The sequence below is a fragment of the Polyangium spumosum genome (assembly GCF_009649845.1).
In the GTDB taxonomy this organism is placed as follows: Bacteria; Myxococcota_A; Polyangia; order Polyangiales; family Polyangiaceae; genus Polyangium; species Polyangium spumosum.
Map to the genome: position 1 here is coordinate 232066 of NZ_WJIE01000006.1, position 19029 is coordinate 251094.

General features: G+C 69.0%; 12 protein-coding genes. 4 read left to right on the forward strand and 8 right to left on the reverse strand.

Annotation, left to right across the window (positions count from 1 at the left end; genetic code table 11):
- Window positions 1–19: 19 nt before the first annotated feature.
- From GF068_RS21950 to clpB, 5 genes are all read right to left on the reverse strand, one after another.
- Entirely contained in the window at window positions 20–1219 is a 1200-nt protein-coding gene (locus GF068_RS21950) for a hypothetical protein (RefSeq protein WP_153821397.1), read from the reverse strand.
- A gap of 47 nt (window positions 1220–1266) precedes the next feature.
- Window positions 1267–1506 (reverse strand): hypothetical protein, encoded by a 240-nt coding sequence (locus GF068_RS21955; RefSeq protein WP_153821398.1) that lies wholly within the window; start codon window positions 1504–1506, stop codon window positions 1267–1269.
- Between the two features lie 86 nt (window positions 1507–1592).
- Window positions 1593–2639 carry a sigma factor-like helix-turn-helix DNA-binding protein gene (locus tag GF068_RS45275; protein WP_170319607.1) on the reverse strand — a complete coding sequence of 349 codons (1047 nt, stop codon included), beginning with the start codon at window positions 2637–2639 and terminating at the stop codon, window positions 1593–1595.
- An 897-nt stretch (window positions 2640–3536) separates the two neighbouring features.
- Window positions 3537–4835: a serine--tRNA ligase gene (gene serS, locus GF068_RS21965; protein ID WP_153821400.1), complete on the reverse strand. Its 1299-nt coding sequence runs from the start codon at window positions 4833–4835 to the stop codon at window positions 3537–3539.
- Between the two features lie 47 nt (window positions 4836–4882).
- Complete coding sequence (gene clpB / locus GF068_RS21970) at window positions 4883–7492, reverse strand: ATP-dependent chaperone ClpB (RefSeq protein WP_153821401.1); 2610 nt, start codon at window positions 7490–7492, stop codon at window positions 4883–4885.
- 143 nt (window positions 7493–7635) lie between these two features.
- Between clpB and GF068_RS21975 the strand changes: the two genes are divergently transcribed.
- Window positions 7636–10026 (forward strand): FG-GAP repeat domain-containing protein, encoded by a 2391-nt coding sequence (locus GF068_RS21975; RefSeq protein ID WP_153821402.1) that lies wholly within the window; start codon window positions 7636–7638, stop codon window positions 10024–10026.
- Between the two features lie 105 nt (window positions 10027–10131).
- Window positions 10132–10671: a hypothetical protein gene (locus GF068_RS44315; RefSeq protein WP_206079514.1), complete on the forward strand. Its 540-nt coding sequence runs from the start codon at window positions 10132–10134 to the stop codon at window positions 10669–10671.
- A 59-nt stretch (window positions 10672–10730) separates the two neighbouring features.
- Here GF068_RS44315 and gyrB read toward each other — a convergent pair whose 3' ends face one another.
- The 3 genes from gyrB to dnaN all read right to left on the reverse strand — a co-directional run bounded on the left by gyrB (window position 10731) and on the right by dnaN (window position 15859).
- Window positions 10731–13274 (reverse strand): DNA topoisomerase (ATP-hydrolyzing) subunit B, encoded by a 2544-nt coding sequence (gyrB, locus tag GF068_RS21985; protein ID WP_153821403.1) that lies wholly within the window; start codon window positions 13272–13274, stop codon window positions 10731–10733.
- Window positions 13275–13531: 257 nt separating this feature from the next.
- Complete coding sequence (recF, locus tag GF068_RS21990; RefSeq protein WP_153821404.1) at window positions 13532–14662, reverse strand: DNA replication/repair protein RecF; 1131 nt, start codon at window positions 14660–14662, stop codon at window positions 13532–13534.
- Between the two features lie 72 nt (window positions 14663–14734).
- On the reverse strand, window positions 14735–15859 hold the full coding sequence (gene dnaN / locus GF068_RS21995) for a DNA polymerase III subunit beta (protein ID WP_153821405.1): 1125 nt from the start codon (window positions 15857–15859) through the stop codon (window positions 14735–14737).
- Between the two features lie 518 nt (window positions 15860–16377).
- Here dnaN and GF068_RS46350 point away from each other — a divergent pair.
- Window positions 16378–18159, forward strand: a complete 1782-nt coding sequence (locus GF068_RS46350) for a serine/threonine-protein kinase (protein ID WP_275939210.1) — start codon at window positions 16378–16380, stop codon at window positions 18157–18159.
- 19 nt (window positions 18160–18178) lie between these two features.
- Window positions 18179–18850, forward strand: coding sequence for an ATP-binding cassette domain-containing protein (locus tag GF068_RS22005; protein ID WP_153821406.1), 672 nt, complete (start codon window positions 18179–18181; stop codon window positions 18848–18850).
- Window positions 18851–19029: the final 179 nt, after the last annotated feature.

The window sequence follows — 19029 nt, forward strand, 5'->3', positions numbered from 1 at the left end:
CATGAAGGACAAACCCAGGTCAATGCCTAGGAAAAACCACAAGCGCGCTGAGGTTTGTCAGGAGCTGGGGCCCGGTCCATAGCTCGTCACCACCATGGCGAATCGGGTAGTCGTCGAGGAGGATCGCAGCGTCCACGGCCAGACGTATTTCAGCAGGGCCGATAGAAACGAGCCTGCCTTGACCGCCTGCGCCAAACCCAAGGTAGGGCCTCCAGATCGAGACGGTGCCCCGTGATTGCTCGATCACGCCTGTTGTTCCGAGCAGGCACCCCGAAAACCTGCCCCCTGTCGCGCATAAGGCAGGCCACGCGCCGAAGATGACGCCACGGATGGCCGATCCCTCCAACTCGCGAGCCGATTTGGCCCCGCGGATGTCGAGCCGGGCGGAGAATACTTCGCCAAATGGCCATTCCGAGGACGCGACGAAGCCGAACGCTGGCAGCGGCGAGACCGCGCCATAAATGGCCGTCGCCCCGAAGGCCGGGCTCCATCGCCGGGGCTTCGAGCTCGGCGCAGATTTCGGGGAGCTCGGTGCCGGTGGGGGCTTCGAGCTCGGCGCGGAGCTCGGGCTTGGCGCAGAGCTAGCCGGCCTCGACGCCGCAGGCAGCTCGGGAGCGGGCGGCGAGCTCGGCGCGGGGAGGGGCGTCAGTACGAGCGAGACCCGGACGCGTCCACCCTTGGGAGCCTCGATCGTCTCGATGGCATCGCGGAACCCGGCAAGGCTCGCGCGGACCTCATGCCGCCCTGGCGACGTGAACACGTAAAACTCGCCCGCGGTGGACGCCTCGCGCTCGAGCTCGCCATCGATCAGCACGTCGGCACCGAGATGGCTCAGCGCGATGTCGACGCGGCAGACCTGCGGGCGGGCGCGTTCGTAGGCGTCGACGATCTTGCGCCGCTCGGCGTGCGGGACGTCGTGCCCATCGATGATGGCGCGGAGCAGGTAGCTCACGGCTTCGCCCGTCGCGCCCCCTTCGAAGGCGACGAGCCCGAGGCGGCCGACGATCGCGGGATCGTCACGGATGCGAAGAGCTTCGCTGTAGGCGTGAACGGCCGCGGAGGTCCGGCCCGCGGCGCGGGCGCGGTCCCCCTCGCGCACGAGCTCGGCGAACCGCACGGCTTGGTCGATGCGGCTCGGGGGGCCGGCGTGCTCGTCGGCGTGCGCCAGGCCGGAGGCGAGCACGAGGACCAGGGCGAGCACGAACCGCGCGAGGGCCATGGAGCGTGATCGTATCCATGGCCAACGCTCGCGGGGGCCTCGAACGCTCATCGGCGGGCGCGTAGTGGGCGCGTCGCGTTGAACGCGGTCCGATGAACCTCATCCCAGACTTGCCCCGCCTCCTCGCTCGTGAGTTCGTATCCGACGAACCGCTTGCGCCCGGCCAAAGCCCCGGGAGGTAGGCTCTCCTCGTTCACGTACAGATGGCCGTCACTCCCGATGGCAAACTCGGTCGGCAGCTCGGAGACCTCGGTCGTGTCGTCGATGTTCTGGGCGTCCTTCGACATGGCATCACCGTGCTGGCGCGATGAAGTACAGGAGCCCGCGCGCCATCGGGATTCCCGCCCCGGGCTCCAGGAAGGGCCCGTGGAGATCAACGGGGGAGGCGGTGCGCCTCGCCTCTCGTGTGCGTGAACGCTGGCCGACCGAGGCGAAGGGCGCGGCGCGCGTCGTCGCTCAACGTCTCGGCGCGTGGTGCGCGCGTGGCGGGCGTCGAGGCCGGGGCGCTCGTCGGCTGACTCGGGGGAGCGCTCTCTTGCACCTCGCCAAGCTCGATGCTCACGGGTGGCACGAGGAGACCGCTGCGGGCGAGCTCGGGGCGCTCGGGAGACCAGACGAAGAGGAAGACCAGGAACGCCACGCACGCAGGACCGAGGAGGAGAAGCACGACCAGGGCGGCGAGCTTCGGCGCAGTCGTCGGGATCGAGGCGAGCCAGGGAGCTGCGGGAATGGTCGTGAGAAGCGGAGGAGGTGGGGGCGGAGGGCCACCGGGCCCGCCTCCGCCGAACGAAGGGAGACCCCCGTGCACGGCAAGGATCGCGGCCATCGCGGCGCGGATCTCCGGATCGAAGACGATCGCGCCGGGGAGGAGCACGACGCCGCGCCGCTCTTCGCGCTCGTCGTTTGCGCGGAGCCGCTTGGCGAGCTGCACGCAGGCCCGAGAAATCCGGCTGTGCACGGTGCCCACGGGCATCCCGTACAGGGCAGCGATCTCGGGCTCTGTGTACCCGAGGACCTTGTTAGCGATGACCATGCGGCGCGTCGCTTCATCGCCGAGCTCTTCGAGCACGTCGAGCAACGCGAGTGCGACGGCCGCTTGCTCTTCGAGGCTCGGCCCGCGGGCCTCGAGGTCGTCGATGACCACCCCGCTTTGGCGGGCCACGCGCCGGGCCTCGCGGCGCCTGTGGTTCTGGGCGATGCGCACGGCGAGCATGAAGAGCGCGCGGCGGGCCTCGGTGGGGCTCGTCGGGATGCTCGCGGGGGCCTCGGTGACAGCCAGCCAGACCTCTTGCTCCGCATCAGCGGCGCTGATGGCCGGAACCCGCAGCCAACGGAACCAGTGCGGGAGCTGGGCGGCGTACGCCTGGTAGAGGTCGGCGAACGAACCGAGGGGAGACGCGGCGGGCTCGGGGGTCGTCACGTGTCCTATTGGGCAGGCTCGCGGGCGTTTCCGTGCGTCCCTGGGACGATTTTTTCTGACGCGGGGCGGCGCGTCTACGGTGTGCACCCCTCGGAAGCGCGACCGGTTACCATCGACCTGTCGGAACATGGTCATGGGGCCGCCGGGATCCGGGAACCCTCTCTTCCCGGAACTATCTCGGGGGCCTTGGTCTGCGTCTCATGGCGCTATTTCGGCCGACGGTGCCGAGAGTTGTGTTTCAGCTCGCGTCCTGGTATCGTCGGTTCATCGCGCGCCTTTAGCGGCTCCGTTCCGTGGCGTGCCTTATAAGAGAGCCTTTCCGCAGGCTATTGCGATTACCGCCGGCCTGAACGCCGGACTGCTCCAATTCGATTGTTCGCGTCGAGGAGATCGGCTTGAGCGAGACCGAAGCAGAAGCGTTTTGCGCATTAGCTAATTTTCTGATCAAGTTCGTGTGGGCCCTGTTCCGGCTCAGCCGCACGAATCGTGTATTATTGCAGCCTCGTGGACGACGGGTCTGTACCGACCCGCGTTGCTGCGGCACATGAAGTAGTGACGGCCGAGTTCGCCCTGCCGGTGCATGCGCGCTCATGGGCGAGCTCGGCCTCTTGCTCTACCGGGTATACTGGCCCTCATTCTGACGGTCGCCAAGTCGGCCTTCCCGGCCGTCACCTGACGAGCTGCACCCGTGGGCCGCACGCGCGCGAGCACCCCTTGCGTCCGAGGACTTTGCCGGGCGGCTCTCCGCGCGTGTGCCACCCAGGCGACGTGGAGGCGTACTCCGAGCTTGACCGATGCCGCGAGATGTGCAGCCGGCCATGCACAAGCCAGCGCAGCACGCCGCGGCTCGCGTCGGGGATCGACCCGCGCGAGCTCGCGGAACACTCGCTTCGAGCGCTACACGCCCTTGATGACCTCGCACCCCATGAACGGCCGCAGCACCTCGGGCACCACCACCGTCCCGTCCTGCTGCTGGTACTGCTCCAGGATCGCGATCACCGTCCGGCCGACCGCGAGCGCCGAGCCGTTTTGCGTGTGCAAGAGCCGCGGCTTCGCCTTGGGCTCGGGCCGGTAGCGGATCGCCGCGCGCCGCGCCTGGTAGTCGCCGAAGTTCGAGCAGCTCGAAATCTCGCGATAGAGGCCCTGCCCAGGTAGCCATACTTCGAGGTCGTACGTCTTCTGCGAAGCACCACCCATGTCGCCCGCGCAGAGAAGCGACACGCGGTAATGGAGCTTCAAGCGCTTGAGGACCTCCTCCGCGTGTTGCGTGAGCTTCTCGTGGCTCTCGGCCGAGGTCTCGGGCGTCGAGAACCGCACGAGCTCGACCTTGTCGAACTGGTGTTGCCGGATGAGGCCACGCACGTCCTTGCCGTGGCTGCCCGCCTCGGCCCGGAAACAGGGCGTGTACGCGGTGTACGCGAGCGGGAGCTTGTCCGCGTCGAGGATCTCGTCGGCGTGCAGGTTCGTCACGGGGACCTCGGCCGTCGGGATCAGGTAGAGGTCGTAGGCCCGCTCGGGGTCACTCTTGTGCGTCTTGAAGAGGTCGTCGGCGAACTTCGGGAGCTGGCCCGTGCCGAAGAGGGCCGCGTCCTTCACCAGGAAGGGCGGGAGGATCTCGGTATACCCCTGCTCGCGCGTGTGCAGGTCGAGCATGAAGTTGATGAGCGCGCGCTCGAGCCGCGCCGCCGCCCCCCAGAGCACGGTGAAGCGCGAGCCCGAGAGCTTCGCCCCGCGCGCGAAGTCGAGCACGCCGAGGCCCTCGCCGATGTCCCAGTGCGACTTCGGCGTGAAGCCGTACGAGGGTTTGTCGCCCCAGGTCCGCACGACGACGTTGTGGCTCTCGTCCTGGCCGTCGGGGACCGAAGGGTCGGGCAGGTTCGGGACGAGGGCGAGCTGCTCCTGGATCTTCGCCTCGACCTCCTTCAGCGCCTGCTCGGCGTCCTTGATCTCGCCGGACAGGCGCTTCAGGGCCTCGCGTTGCTCGGTGAACTCGGCGGACTTCTTGTCCGCCTTGGCCATCTTCTCGTTGGCCTGGTTGCGCGCGGCGGCCTTGCTCTCGGAGAGCGCGATGAGCTCGCGGCGCTTCTGGCCGAGCTCGGCGATGGGGGCGAGGGCGGCCGCGGCCGCGGGCGAGCGCCGCGCCAATGCGGCGCGGACGTCGTCCATGTGATCGACGACGTGGCGGAGGTCCAGCATGCGGGGCGGTTTAGCCGAGACCTCCGCCGATGTCAGCTACTCGCGCTCTAGTTGTACGTCACTTTCGTGAACGTCAGGCCCTCACCCGACCGTCCGATCGAGACGGTATCGCCCTGCTTGAACTCGCCTCCGATGAGCCGCTTGGCGAGCTCGTCCTCGATGAAGCGCTGGATGCTGCGCTTGAGCGGGCGCGCGCCGTATTGCGGATCCCAGCCGTGCTCGAGGAGGAAGGCCTTCGCCGCGGGCGCGACCGTCACGCTGATCCCGCGCCGCCCGAGGCGCTTCTCGAAGAGCGCGAGCTGGATGTCGACGATCTTCTCCATCTCGCCATGCTCGAGCCTGCGGAAGACGATGATGTCGTCGAGCCGGTTCAAGAACTCCGGCCGGAAGTGCTTGCGCACCTCGTCGAGCACCACGCGCCGCACGAGCTCGGCCTTGTCGCGTGGCTCGAGCCCCTCACGATCCTCGATCGCCGCCGCCGCCGGCGTGCCGATGTTCGAGGTGAGGATCAGGATCGTGTTCTTGAAGTCCACGGTGTGCCCCTGACCGTCGGTCAATCGGCCGTCGTCGAGCACCTGCAGGAGCACGTTCCACACGTCCGGGTGCGCCTTCTCGATCTCGTCGAAGAGCACCACCGTGTACGGCCTGCGCCGCACGGGCTCGGTGAGCTGACCGCCCTCCTCGTAGCCGACGTAGCCGGGCGGCGCGCCGATGAGCCGCGCGACCGTGTGCCGCTCGCCGTACTCGCTCATGTCGATACGCACCATCGCCTTCTCGTCGTCGAAGAGGAACTCGGCGAGCGCCCGCGCGAGCTCCGTCTTGCCCACGCCCGTGGGCCCGAGGAACATGAACGAGCCGATCGGCCGCTTCTCCTCGCCGAGCCCCGCGCGCGAGCGGCGGATGGCGTTCGACACCGAGACGAGCGCCGGGTCCTGCCCGACGACGCGCCTGCGTAGCTCGTCCTCGAGGCGGAGGAGCTTCTGCATTTCGCTCTCGAGCATCTTCGAGACCGGAATGCCCGTCCACTTCGACACGATGGCCGCGATGTCCTCGTCGGTGACCTCCTCCTTGAGATAGCTGCCCTTCTCCTGGAGCTTGCCCAGCGAATCACGCAGGCCCGAGAGCTTCTTCTCGACCTCGGGGATCTTGCCGTAATGGATCTCGGCCGCCTTGCCGAGGTCGCCGCGGCGCTTCTCGCGCTCCTCGTCGAGCTTGAGCTCCTCGATCGTCTCCTTCGTCTTCTTGATCTCGGAGAGCAGCTCCTTCTCGCGCATCCATTGCGCCCGCATCGCGTCGCGTTTGCCCTGGAGCTCGGCCATCTCGCGCTTGACGTCCTCGAGGCGCGCCTTGCTCGCCTTGTCGGGCTCGCGCCCGAGCGCCTGCTCCTCCATGCCGAGCTTGACGAGCTGCCGCTCGACATTGTCGATCGGGGTCGGCAGGCTCTCGATCTCCATGCGGATGCGGCTCGCGGCCTCGTCGACGAGGTCGATCGCCTTGTCCGGCAAGAAGCGCTCGGTGATGTAGCGGTGCGAGAGCATCGCCGCGGCCACGAGCGCGGCGTCCTGGATACGAATGCCGTGGTGGATCTCGTACCGCTCCTTGAGGCCGCGCAGGATCGCGATCGTGTCCTCGACGCTCGGCTCGCCCACGAAGACGGGCTGGAACCGGCGCTCGAGCGCCGCGTCCTTCTCGATGCGCTTGCGATACTCGTCGAGCGTGGTCGCGCCGATGCAGCGGAGCTCGCCACGCGCGAGCGCGGGCTTGAGCATGTTCGCCGCGTCCATCGCGCCCTCGGCCGCGCCGGCGCCGACCAGCGTGTGCAGCTCGTCGATGAAGAGGATGATCCGCCCCTGCGCGCCCTCGATCTCCTTCAGGACGGCCTTCAGCCGGTCCTCGAACTCGCCGCGGAACTTCGAGCCCGCGACCATCGCCGCGAGGTCGAGCGCCGCGAGGCGTTTGTCCTTCAGCGACTCGGGCACGTCGCCGGCCACGATGCGCTGCGCGATGCCCTCGACGATCGCGGTCTTGCCGACGCCCGGCTCGCCGATGAGCACGGGGTTGTTCTTCGACCGGCGCGAGAGCACCTGGATGGTGCGGCGAATCTCCTCGTCGCGGCCGATCACCGGGTCGATCTTGCCGCGCCGCGCGAGCTCGGTGAGGTCACGCGTGTACTTGTCGAGCGCCTGGAATTTGCCCTCGGGGTCGCGGTCGGTGACGCGCTGGTTGCCGCGCACCTGCGTGAGCGCCGCGAGCAGCTTGTCGTGGTGGAGCCCCGCGCGCTCGAGGAGCTGCGTGGTGTCCTTGTCGCTCTTCAGCGCGGCGAAGAGGAGGTGCTCGGTCGAGATGAAGTCGTCCTTGAGGGCCTTCATCTCGTCCTCGGCCTTCTGGAGCAGGCCGAGCGCGCGCCTCGACAGGTTGGGCTCCGCCCCGCCGCTGACGCGCGGGTAGGTCTCGATCTTCGCGTCGAGCGCGGAGAGCACGCGGGCCGGGTCGACGCCGGCCTTCTCCAGGAGCGGCGCCCCGATACCCTCCTCCTGAGCGACAACCGCTCGCAAAAGGTGCTCCGGATAGAGCTCCGGGTTTCCGCGCCGGCTCGCGAGGTCGACGGCGGCGCGAACGGCTTCCTGGGCCTTGGTCGTCATTCTATCGATGCGCATGGCACGGCGAAACTAAGGCGTGATCTCGACCAAGCAAGCCCCTTGCCAGGTCGCCGAAGCGTTCGCACGCTGGGGGATCCTTTTCCGCTGCTCCGGGTTTGGGGATCGACATGGACGGGCGCCCTCGGCGAAGATGCGCGACCATGCGACACCATCGGATTCGATTCTTCGCTTTCGTGGCGCTCGGGGTGCCCGCCCTCGCGGCGGCGCTCGCCTCGTGCGGCGACGGAAACAGCACGGGCAGCGGCGCGTCCGCGGGCGCGAGCGCGGGCGGAAACGGCGGCGCGGGCGGCGGCGGCCAGGGCGGCGAGGGCGGCGAGGGCGGCGACCTCTTCGGCGACGGCGGGACGACCGGATGCACGCCGGGCGAGGCCTGCGGCGACGGCGGCGTCTGCACGCCGGGCGGGGTCTGCTGCACCGAGGACAAGGCCTGCGGCTCGGCGTGTTGCGGCGGGGACGAGGTCTGCTCGTTCCAGCAATGCGTGACGCCGGGCGCGACGTGTATCGACGCGACGGAGTGCCCGGAGGGCTCCTACTGCGAATATGCGCTCGGCGAGCCGAGCGGCATGCCCGACGGCGGCGGCGGCTCGTGCCAGGGCGGCGTGACGCCCGCGACGGGCAAATGCCTGCCGCAGCCCCCGGAGTGCGCGCCCGGCATGGAGCCCGGGCCGAACGACCCGATCACCTGCCTCGCGAAATGCGAATACAAGCCGCCCGTCGGCCAGTTCGAGCCGGTGCTGAAGTACGCCTGGGGTGACCCGGTCGCGCCGAGCACGCAGGACAGCGTGATGATGGCGCCGATCGTGGTCCAGCTCGACGACGACACCTGCGACGGCGTGGTGGACGAGCGCGACATCCCGGAGATCGTGTTCTCGACGTTCCAGACGAACAAGTACAACGAGAACGGGACGCTCCACGCCATTTCGATCATCAATGGCCAGGTCGTCGAGAAATGGACGGCGAACGCGGGCGTCGAGGCGGGCGTGAGCCAGAACCACCCGGGCCGCTCGATCGCCGCGGGCAACATCGACGGCGTGCCGGGCAACGAGATCGTGGTGTGCACGGTGCCCGAGGGCCGCGCCCGCGCTTATGACGCGACGGGCAAGGAGCTGTGGCTCAGCGCGCCCGGCACGTGCGGCATGCCCTCGCTCGCGGACCTCGATCAGGACGGCGACGTGGAGGTCGTCGTCGAGTCGCAGATCCTCGACGGCAAGACGGGCGCGACCGTGGCCACGCTGAACCCGGCGAACGCCTCGAACGTCGTGGTCTCCGACATGGACGGCGACGGCAAGCTCGACATCGTCGCAGCGAGCCGCATTTTCAAGGGTGACGGCACGTTGCTCGTCGACGCCGGCATCATCGCGAGTTTCCCCGCGGTCGGCGACCTCGACAAGGACGGCGTGCCCGAGGTCATCGCGGTCTACAACAACAACCACGAATTGCGCATCTGGCGGGTCGACCCGAACGAGCCGGGCGGCTTCAAGATCATCCGGACGGGCATCGACATCAACGGCACGCTCGACCCGGCCCTCTGCCCCACGAACAGCTCGGGTTACGTGCGCGGCGGCGGCCCGCCCACGGTGGCGGACTTCAATGGCGACGGCGTGCCCGACGTGGCCCTCGCCGGCGGCGTGGGTTATGCGGTGTTCGACGGCAAGAAGCTGATGGACCCCGCGATCCCGAACCCGGAGACGCTGCTCTGGATCCGACAGACGCAGGATTGCTCGTCCGCCTCGACGGGCAGCTCGGTCTTCGATTTCGAGGGCGACGGCAAGGCCGAGGTCGTCTACGCGGACGAGAAGATGATGCACGTCTATTCCGGGACCGACGGCGCCGTGCTCTACGAGACGTGCAACACGAACGGGACGCTGCAGGAGTATCCGCTCGTCGCGGACGTCGACAATGACGGCCAGGCCGACATCGTGGTCGTGTCGAACTCGTATTCGGGCTTCACCTGCGCCGACGGCTCGAAGACCGCGGGCGTGCGGATCTTCGGCGATAAAAACGGCAACTGGGTGCGGACGCGACGGGTGTGGAACCAGCACGCGTATCACGTGACGAACGTCGAGGAGGACGGGACGATCCCGACCGTCGAGCTGCCGAATTACAAGCAGCCGAAGCTCAACAATTTCCGGCAAAACGTGCAGCCCGCGGGCGAGTTCTCGGCGCCGGACCTCGTGGCCACGGTCTTCCCGGCCTGCGGCGGCCCGACGTACGGGCTCGTGGCGCGCGTGCGCAACATCGGCGAGGCGAGCGTCCCTTCGGGCGTGAACATCGGGTTTTACCTGGACGACCCGGCGAATGGCGGCGTCGCGCTCCCGGGCAGCCCCGTGGCGACCACGAAGGTGCTCTACCCGGCCGAGGCCGAGGACGTGCTCCTGCCGCTCCCCGCGCCGCCGCCCGGCGTGCTCGACGGGTCGAAGCCGATCTTCGTGATCGTCGACGATCAATCACCCCCGCACGCGTGGCACGAATGCCGGACCGACAACAACACCGCGCAAGGCAGCGGTGTCTGTGAAGGTGGGCCAAACTGACGCCATCACGGATTTCGAGGGCGGGCCTCACGTGAGGCCCGTCAGAATCGCCAGAACCACGCTAAATCCTGGACACACCGGACATGGCCGATTACTAGCCCGGCCATGAAGACGTTCCTCTTTCCGGTGGCCCTGGGTGCGCTCCTGCTCGTCGGCTGCGAGTCCAAGCCCGAGGGCAATGATGCCAAACCCACGACGACGGCGAGCGCGGCCCCCGCCGCCGCCAGCGCGGCGCCTCAGGCCAGCGCGGCGCCGGCCAAGGCCGAGCCGAAGAAGCTCGACAGCGCGGCGATCGAGGCCGTCGCCGACGCGGTGAAGTTCGAGCAGGGCGCCGTCGCCGACAAGGGCTTCAGCGGCAAGCTGAAGAACACGAGCGAGCAAGGGATCAAGATGCTCGAGTACAAGGCGTTCGCGTACGACAAGGACGGCAAGCTGATCGAGATGATCAGCGGGAAGTACGCGAAAGCGCTCGACGCCGGCCAGGCGGCCGACATCACGGTTGGTCCCTTCGACAAGGCCGCCGGCAAGGCCGACGCCGCCGTCGAGGTGGTGGTCTCCTGGATGAACGTCGAGGGCACCTCCTGGCAGCGGCCCGTCCCGAAGGATCGCGCCAAGGGCGGCCCGAACAACATGCTGAAGAAGTAGCCCCGCCAAACGAAAAACCCCCTCTCCCGCGGGCAGGAGAGGGGGCTTGGGCGTGAGGCTCAGATATCGAGGTTCTTCACGTTCAGCGCATTCACCTCGATGAAGCGCCTGCGCTCGTCGACCTGCTCACCCATCAGGATCGCGAAGAGACGCGCGGCCTCGGCCTCGTCGTCGATCTTCACCTGCAGCAGCGTGCGGGCGTCCGGGTTCATCGTCGTCTCCCAGAGCTCCTCCGCGTTCATCTCGCCGAGGCCCTTGTAACGCTTGATCGTGATGCCGCGCCGGCCGCGCTGCTCGAGGTATTCGATCAGCGCCTCGCTGGTCTCGATTTCGGCCTCGTCGCCCTTCGAGATCGCGACCCACGGCGCCGGGCCCAGCGAATCCTCCACGGCGCGCTCGATTCCGAGCGCATCCGTGTACTCGGGCTGCCCGCAGAGCGTCCAATCGAGCACGCTCACCCGGCTCGACGCGCCGGGGCGCGGGGTCACGGTGATGCGGTGCGCGCCGTGCTCCGGGTCGAACGCGGACGTGACCTTGAGCGGCATCAGATCGGGATAACGCCGCTCCAGGTAGGTCTGGAGCGTCTGCCGGGCCGCCTCCACCTTCGCCGCGTCCCGGAGGTCCTCCTGCGACAGGCGGGTCGCCCGGATGGCGGCGGCCACGATACGCGCGTCGCAGCGCTTGTCGAGGTTGCCGAGGGCGACCTTGAAGCGCTTGAGCTCGTGCGCGATGTGCCGCAAAGGCTCGCCGAACAGCTTGCGCTCGGGGCTCGCCTTCGACGCGAGCACGAGCTCGTCGACCGCGTGGTTGACGAGGTGCTCGTCGAGCGCTCGCTGGTCCTTCAGGTAAATCGGGGTCTTCTTGCCCTTTTGCACGCTGAAGAGCGGCGGCTGCGCGATGTAGAGGTGGCCCTTCTCGATCACCTCGCGCATCTGCCGGAAGAAGAACGTCAGCAGCAACGTGCGGATGTGCGAGCCGTCGACGTCGGCGTCGGTCATCAGGATGATCTTGTGGTACTTGAGCTTGTTGAGCTCGAGCCCGTCGTCGTCCTTGTCCTCGCCGTCGCCCTTCGTCGTGCGGATGCCGCTGATGCCGCAGCCGAGCGCCGTGATGATCGTGCCGACCTCGGCCGAGCTCAACATGCGGTCGAGCCGCGCGCGCTCGACGTTCAGGATCTTGCCCCGGAGCGGCAGGATCGCCTGGAAATGGCGGTCGCGCCCCATCTTGGCGCTGCCGCCGGCGCTGTCGCCCTCGACGATGTAAATCTCGCTCTTCTCCGGGTCCTTCGACTGGCAATCGGCGAGCTTGCCGGAGAGCGAGGTGATGTCGAGCGAGCCTTTGCGGATGACCTCACGCGCCTTGCGCGCAGCCTCCCGCGCCCGCGCTGCGAGCACGGCCTTCTCGATGATCTTCTTCGCGCTCTGCGGGTGCTCCTCGAAATACTGCGCGAGCTTGTCCGTCACCGCGCGCTCGACGATGCCCTTCACCTCGCTCGACACGAGCTTCGACTTCGTCTGCGAGTCGAACGAAGGATCCGGGTGCTTCACGCTGAGCACGCAGGTCAAACCCTCGCGGATGTCCTCGCCCGCGAGCTCCTGCTTGAGCTCCTTGAACAGGTTCTGCGCCTTGCCGTACTGATTCACGGTCTTCGTCAGCGCCGAACGCATGCCCGCGAGGTGCGTGCCGCCGTCCTTGTTGTGGACGTTGTTGGTGTAGCAATAGATCTGCTCGGTATACGAGCCGCTCCACTGCATCGCGACCTCGACCGCGATCGGCGGCGTCGGCTTCGAGGAGCCGTTCTGCCCCGCCTCGGCCTGGCCCTCCACCACGAACGCGATGACGTCGTCGTGAATCGCCTCCTGCGCCTGGTTCAGGAGCGCGACGAACTCCGCGATGCCGCCCTTGTAGTGGAATGTCTCGCTCCGGCCGTTCGGGCGCTGATCCTCGAGGTGGATGATCAGGCCCGCGTTCAGGAACGCGAGCTCGCGCAGGCGATTGGCGAGGATGTTGTAATTGAACTCCGTCACCGTGAAGATCTGCACGTCCGGCTTGAACGATACCTTCGTCCCCGTCCGGTCCGTCTCGCCGAGCGCCTTCAGCGGCTTGCGCGGGACACCACGCTCGTACTCCTGGAACCAGACCTTGCCCTCGCGCTTGATCTCGAGCTTCAACCACTCGGAGACGGCGTTCACCGCCGAAACACCGACGCCGTGCAGGCCCGCGCTGACCTTGTAACTCGCGTTGTCGAACTTGCCGCCCGCGTGCAGGACGGTCATCACGACCTCAGCCGCGGACACGCCCCTCGCGTGCATGCCGACCGGAATGCCGCGGCCGTTGTCCTCCACGGAGACCGATCCGTCGAAGTGCACCGTGATCCGAATCTCGGTGCAGTGCCCCGCGAGATGCTCGTCGACCGCGTTGTCCACGGCCTCCCACACGAGGTGGTGCAGACCCGAGCCGTCGTGCACGTCTCCAATGTACATTCCCGGGCGCTTGCGCACGGCCTCGAGGCCCTCGAGCGCCGTGATGCTGTTCGCGTCGTAAGCCTGGCCCGCAGTCGGCTTGGATTCGGTTTGCTGGATGCTCGTCGGTTCGGTCGTCATCGGTACTCGTGCTTTCGGCTCCCGAGCGTCTGGCCGATCGGTGCTCCGACCCGCACGTCCGTGCAGATCGTCGATGTCCTCGGGCCGAGCGCGGACGCCTTCGGGTCACGCGCGCGGGGGCCGTTTGGAGTCGCGGAAATCTAGCTTTTTTGTGCCTCTTGGGCAAGCGTGGCGGGGCCCTTTTCGTGAGGAAATCACGCCCGATCGACGCCCGTTTCGCGCGCTCGCTCCGGCGGCGCGGAGTGGCCGCCGCGAGGTCAGCCCGCGCCCTCGTCGAGCTCGCCGCGAAAGACCCGGAAGTCACGCCGCCCCTCGGCCGATATGTCCTCGGCGCGGATGAGCTCGGGCCGCGTGGTCGTCAGGAAAATCTGACCACGATGGAGCGCGAGGAATGAAAAGAGCGCGCCCGTTCGCTCCGGGTCGAGCTCGCTCGAGACGTCGTCGAGCAAGAGCAAGGGCTCGATCCCCCGCTCCTTGGCGATCGTCGCCGTCTCGGCCGCCTTGAGCGCCAGCGTGAGCGCGCGATGTTGCCCCTGCGAAGCCACGACCCGCGCCGGGTGCCCGTCGAGCAAGAGCTCGAGCTCGTCGCGATGCGGGCCAAACCCCGCCGACGCGCGAAACGCATCCCGCTTGCGACCCCGCGCGAGCTCCTCGCGCGCGGTCTCCACGTCGGCCGAGCCTCCCGGCACATACCGCGCCTCGAGCGCGAGGTCGGGCGCTGCGATCTGCGTGAAGGCGCCCTGCAGCTCGACCACGAGCGCCTCGGCCGCGGCCGCGCGCGCCCGCGTGAGGGCCGCGCCATGCTCGGCGCAAAGCGCCTCGAACGCGTCGAGCTCACGCGTATCGTCGCGCGGCGACTCCGCAGCGCGACGCAAGAGCTCGTGCCGCGCCCGGAGCGCATGGGTATACCTCGCCCGCGCCTCGGCGCTCTCGGGTCGCGTGAAGAGCGCGAGCCGGTCGAGCAGCGTGCGCCGCCCCTGCGCGGGCCCGCTCGACAGCGTGAGCTCTTCGGGGTGAAACACGACGACGGGCGAACGCGTCGCGTACTCGACGAGCGCGCGTGGCCGATTGCCATCGATACGCACGACGACGCTCTTGCCCTGCACGGCGGCCGTCTGCTCGCGCGGCAGCGCCGGCAACGCGCCGTCGCGCTCGACGAAGCGCGCCTTCACGCTCGCCGCCGCCTCGCCGTGCCGCACGAGCTCGCCGATGCGCGAGGTGCGGAAGCTCTTCGAGGTCGCGACGAAATAGATCGCCTCGAGCACGCTCGTCTTGCCGTGCCCGTTGTTGCCCCAGATCACGTTGAGCCGCGGCGCAGGCTCCATGTCCACGCGTTCGAGGACACGCAGGCCACGGATGCTCAGCCGTTCGAGCTCGAGGCGATTCATGATGTGGCGCGTGCTCTCACCCCGATCCGATAGCCCCTCTCCCGCGGGGAGAGGGGTTGGGGTGAGGGGGTCTCAGATCCGCATCGGCATGATGACCGAGACGTAGCTCTCCGCCGCCGACTCCGTCGCGGGACGGATGACCGCCGGGTCGAGCTCGCCCGACACGCCGAGCACCACCTCGTCGTCGCCGATCGCCGCGAGCACGTCGAGGAAGTACTGCGCGTTGAAGCCGATCGTCACCTCGGGCCCGTCGTAGTCGATCGGCACCTCGTCGAAGCCGTTGCCGCTCTCGGGGCTCTCGCTCGTGATGCGCAGCGCGCGCTGCGTGACCGTGAGCTTCACGCCGCCCGTGCGGTCGCTCGCCGCGAGCTTGATGGCGCGCAGCGCGTCGGCGAGCTGGGCCCGCGGCGCGCGGATGCTCCGGTCGCTCATGTTCGGGATGACCTGCTGGTAGGGCGGGAACTGCGCGTCGACGAGCTTGACCGAGAAGGTCATGCCGCCGATGCCGAAGAACGCGTTCGGACCGCTCTGCGTGATGTGGACCGTGGGCGCGTCCTTGTCGACGCCGGTGGTCAGGCGGCGCAGCTCCTCGATGGCCTTCTTCGGGATGAGCATCGTCGCCGTCGCGCTCGTGCCCTCGAGCGTGGCCTCCATCTTCGAGAGCCTGTGCCCGTCGGTCGTGACCATGCGGACGCGATGGCCGGCCCACTCGAAGAGCGCGCTGTTCACGTGCGCGCGTGTCTCGTCGGTCGAGATGCTGAAGTGCGTGCGCTCCATCAACCGCGACAGCAAGGTCACGGGCAGCTCGAGGGAGGGCGCGTCGGGCGCGGGCTTCGGGAGCTGGGGGAACTCGCTGCCGGGCATGCCGTGCAGCGTGTAGCGGCGCGGCGAACCCACGGCCTTGATGACCGTCTGCGCGCCTTCCCGCGCGGTCACCTGGATGGGCCCGTCGGGCATGGCCTTCACGCGGTCGAGCAGGTCCTTCGCGGGTACGGCCACGGAGCCTGCGCTCACGACTTCCGCCGCCGTCTGACCGCTGACCGAGAGGTAGAGGTCGGTCGCGGCGACGCGCAGCGTGTTGCCGTCGGCGTTCAGCAGCACGTTCGCGAGCACCGGCATGGCGCTCTTCTTGTCGGCGACGCCCTGACAACGGCCGACGAGGCGTTCGAGGTCTTTCTTCGCGATGACGAGGTCCATGGCCCTTCAACTCCGCCGCGGCTCAAGGCAGCGGGTCGGTCCCTCTTAGCAGGGTTATCGCCGGGGCGAAGGCCCAAAAGATGACCGAGGCAAACGTGACCAAGCCCACGCGTCCCCCTCCGATCTAGGGAAGATACTTAGATCTAGATCAGGTCGTGATCGTAGGGCCTGTGGACGATGGGGAAAAGTCTGGATCGGCCCATAATTTCAATGACTTGCACGGGCAGGCGCCTGTGGAAGGTCAGGGGCAAGCCCGGGGTCGGGTCGGGGAAACCTTTACGGGCAGGCGGACCGGCCCGGTTCTCTCCCCAAGGGAGACCCGGAGATCACCGGAGGTTGTCCCCAGCTTCCCCCCGCTCGGCTGTGTGCCCCGTGGCCCTCTGCGGACGAGCGCGTGTGGCGCGCATCGCCAGCCGCGCCCCGTCGTGTGGGCCCGCGTCGTGGGAACGAAAACGCGATCGGCGAGCGATTTTGCAGTGGCCGCGCGCGACGGAATGGCCGAACGTAGGGCCCTCGCGATGGGCGAACTCCGCTGCCGCCACTGCGGCATCCGGCACGATGAACGGCTCGTGATCTGCCCGGCGACGGGGCTCGCCATCGGGCCAGGGTCCGCTCTGCCGCCGCGCCAGGCGATGCACACGCCGCGTTCGTTCATCCCGCCCGCGCCGAGCATCCCGCGGCCGATGGGCATCCCCTCGCCACGCGTGCCCACGGTCACGCCCGCCCAGCACGCTCGCCCGGCGGCCCCCGGCGCCGCTGGCCGCCCCGAACCCGCCGGCGCGCAGAGCTCGCGCAAGCCCGAGCGGCGCGACTTCGTGGGGCAGGTCATCGGCGACAAGTACCGCGTGAAGGCGCTGCTCGGCGAGGGCGGCATGGGCGCGGTCTACGAGGCCGAGCACCTGGCGATCGGGCGCATCGTCGCGGTGAAGGTGCTGCACCCGAAGCACGCGCAGCAGGCCGACTCGGTCGCGCGCCTGCGGCACGAGGCGCGTATCGCCGGATCGATCGGCCACCCGAACATCTGCGAGATCCACGACCTCGGCCGCCTCGAAGACGGCACGCCGTACCTCGTGATGGAGCGGCTCGTCGGCGAGACGCTCGACCAGCGCATCAAGCGTGACGGCGCCTTGCCCGAGCGCGACGTCGCGGACGTGATGCACCAGGTGCTCTCCGCGCTCACGGCCGCGCACGGCAAGGGCATCATCCATCGCGACCTCAAGCCGGAGAACGTTTTTCTCGTCCGCAAGCCCGGCACGCCGCCCGTGGCGAAGCTGCTCGACTTCGGCATCTCCAAGGCGATCGACGAGGACACGGCCACCGACCTCACGATGCCCGGCATCGTCATGGGCACGCCGTACTACATGGCGCCCGAGCAGGCGCGCGGCGACCGCGGGCTCGACCACCGCGTCGACCTCTGGGCCGCAGGCGTGATCCTCTACGAGGCGCTCTCGGGCCGCCGCCCGTTCGTCGCGCGAAACTACAACGCGCTGCTCGTGCAGATCCTCACCTCGAAGCACCGCTCGCTCGCCGAGGTGCGTCCGAACATCACGCGTGGGCTCGAGCGCGTCGTCGACAGGGCGCTCGCCAAGATGCGCGAGGACCGCTACCAGCACGCGGCCGAGTTCCAGGATGGACTGCGCCGCGCCCTCGAGCCCGAGCCGCCGCCGCCCTCGCGCCGCGCGCCGGTGCAGCCCGCGAAGATGTCGTTCTCCGAGGACGAGGACGACGAGACGATGGTGCTCTCGTTCTCGCGCAAGGACCTCGGCCTGCCCATCGCGCCGCCGCGCTCGTCACGCCAGGGCGCCCAGAGCTCCGCGAACGCGGGCCCGCCCTCGAGCCTCGCAGGCCCGCCGTCGACCAGGACGGCCCCGCACGGCCCCGCCGCGCCGCACCCGAGCGCGCCCTTGCCCGCGCCGCTGCCGCCGCCCTTGCCGCCGCCGTCGCACCCCGCGCAGCAGGCGTCGCAGGCCTCCGCCTCCTCGGCGGGCGCGCCGCCGCCCACCATGCCCGCGGGACAGCTCACGAGCATGGGCGTGGGCGGCGGTCGTGTCGCGTGGTTGCCCCCTCCGCCCGCGCCGCTGCCGCCTCCCTCGGCGCCGCCGCAGCCGCCGGTGAGCATCCCCGTCACCGCCGCGCCGCCCTTGCCGCCGCCGCCTCCGCGCCCCATCCCGCCGGCGCGCCCCGTGACCGACGACGACGACGAGGAGCGCACGCTCGTCGACCCGCCCTCGTTCGCCGACGACCGGCCGACGCTCGTGCGCCCGTTCCCGGCGCCGCCCGTGCCGGGCAAGGGGTCGTGAGGTACAGAGCTCCGGTCGAATGAGCCGAGCACCTCGCCTCACGCGTATCGTCGGCACGGGCCTCATCAAGGCCTACGGCCCCACCGTGGCCCTGCGCGGCGTGAACCTCACCATCGAGCTCGGCGAGCTGCTCGTCATCGAAGGCGCGAACGGCTCGGGCAAGTCGACGCTGCTCGGCATCCTCGGCACCGTCATCAAACCGACCGCGGGGCGGGTCGACTACCAGCCGCTCGGCGACGATCTGCTCGCGGTGCGGGCCGAGGTCGGGTGGGTCTCGCACGAGACGATGGCGTATCCGGACCTCTCGGGTCGGAAAAACGTGGAGCTCGCGGCGCGCCTCGTCGGGCTCGACGCGGGCGAGGCGTGGACGCGGGCGGCCTCGCGCTTCGAGCTCGGGGCGTTCGCGGAGCGGCCGGTGCGCACCTACTCGCGGGGGCAGCGGCAACGCATCGCGCTCGCGCGGGCGCTCACGCACGAGCCCTCGCTCGTCTTGCTCGACGAACCCACGACGGGCCTCGACAAGGCGGGCGTCTCGCGCCTGCTCGCGGTGGTGGACGAGGAGGTCGCGCGGGGCGCGGCCGTGGTGGTCGTCTCGCACGAGCCGGAGCTCTTCCGCGAGCGGGCCGGCGCGCGCCTCGTGCTCGACCGGGGCCGGGTGGTCTCCTCCGTGACCAGCGCCGCGCGCGCCTGACGGTTCGGGAAAAACCTCAATGGATTCGCCGCCGCGAATGCGCGGTGGCAATGAACGCGAACACGTATTCGCGCGAAAAGCGCATAACGCGCGGGTGTCCAATTTCCGTCACTGCGCTATTTTCTTTTCTTTTTGCAATGCCTTCGATAAAGATCGAACGCAGCGTGTTCGATCCTGAA

Coding starts and splice junctions, on each gene's coding strand:
- GF068_RS21975 (WP_153821402.1), top strand. CDS start 7,636: ATGCGACACCATCGGATTCGATTCTTCGCTTTCGTGGCGCTCGGGGTG.
- GF068_RS21955 (WP_153821398.1), bottom strand. CDS start 1,506: ATGTCGAAGGACGCCCAGAACATCGACGACACGACCGAGGTCTCCGAG.
- serS (WP_153821400.1), bottom strand. CDS start 4,835: ATGCTGGACCTCCGCCACGTCGTCGATCACATGGACGACGTCCGCGCC.
- recF (WP_153821404.1), bottom strand. CDS start 14,662: ATGAATCGCCTCGAGCTCGAACGGCTGAGCATCCGTGGCCTGCGTGTC.
- gyrB (WP_153821403.1), bottom strand. CDS start 13,274: ATGACGACCGAACCGACGAGCATCCAGCAAACCGAATCCAAGCCGACT.
- GF068_RS21950 (WP_153821397.1), bottom strand. CDS start 1,219: ATGGCCCTCGCGCGGTTCGTGCTCGCCCTGGTCCTCGTGCTCGCCTCC.
- clpB (WP_153821401.1), bottom strand. CDS start 7,492: ATGCGCATCGATAGAATGACGACCAAGGCCCAGGAAGCCGTTCGCGCC.
- GF068_RS44315 (WP_206079514.1), top strand. CDS start 10,132: ATGAAGACGTTCCTCTTTCCGGTGGCCCTGGGTGCGCTCCTGCTCGTC.
- GF068_RS46350 (WP_275939210.1), top strand. CDS start 16,378: ATGGGCGAACTCCGCTGCCGCCACTGCGGCATCCGGCACGATGAACGG.
- GF068_RS22005 (WP_153821406.1), top strand. CDS start 18,179: ATGAGCCGAGCACCTCGCCTCACGCGTATCGTCGGCACGGGCCTCATC.
- dnaN (WP_153821405.1), bottom strand. CDS start 15,859: ATGGACCTCGTCATCGCGAAGAAAGACCTCGAACGCCTCGTCGGCCGT.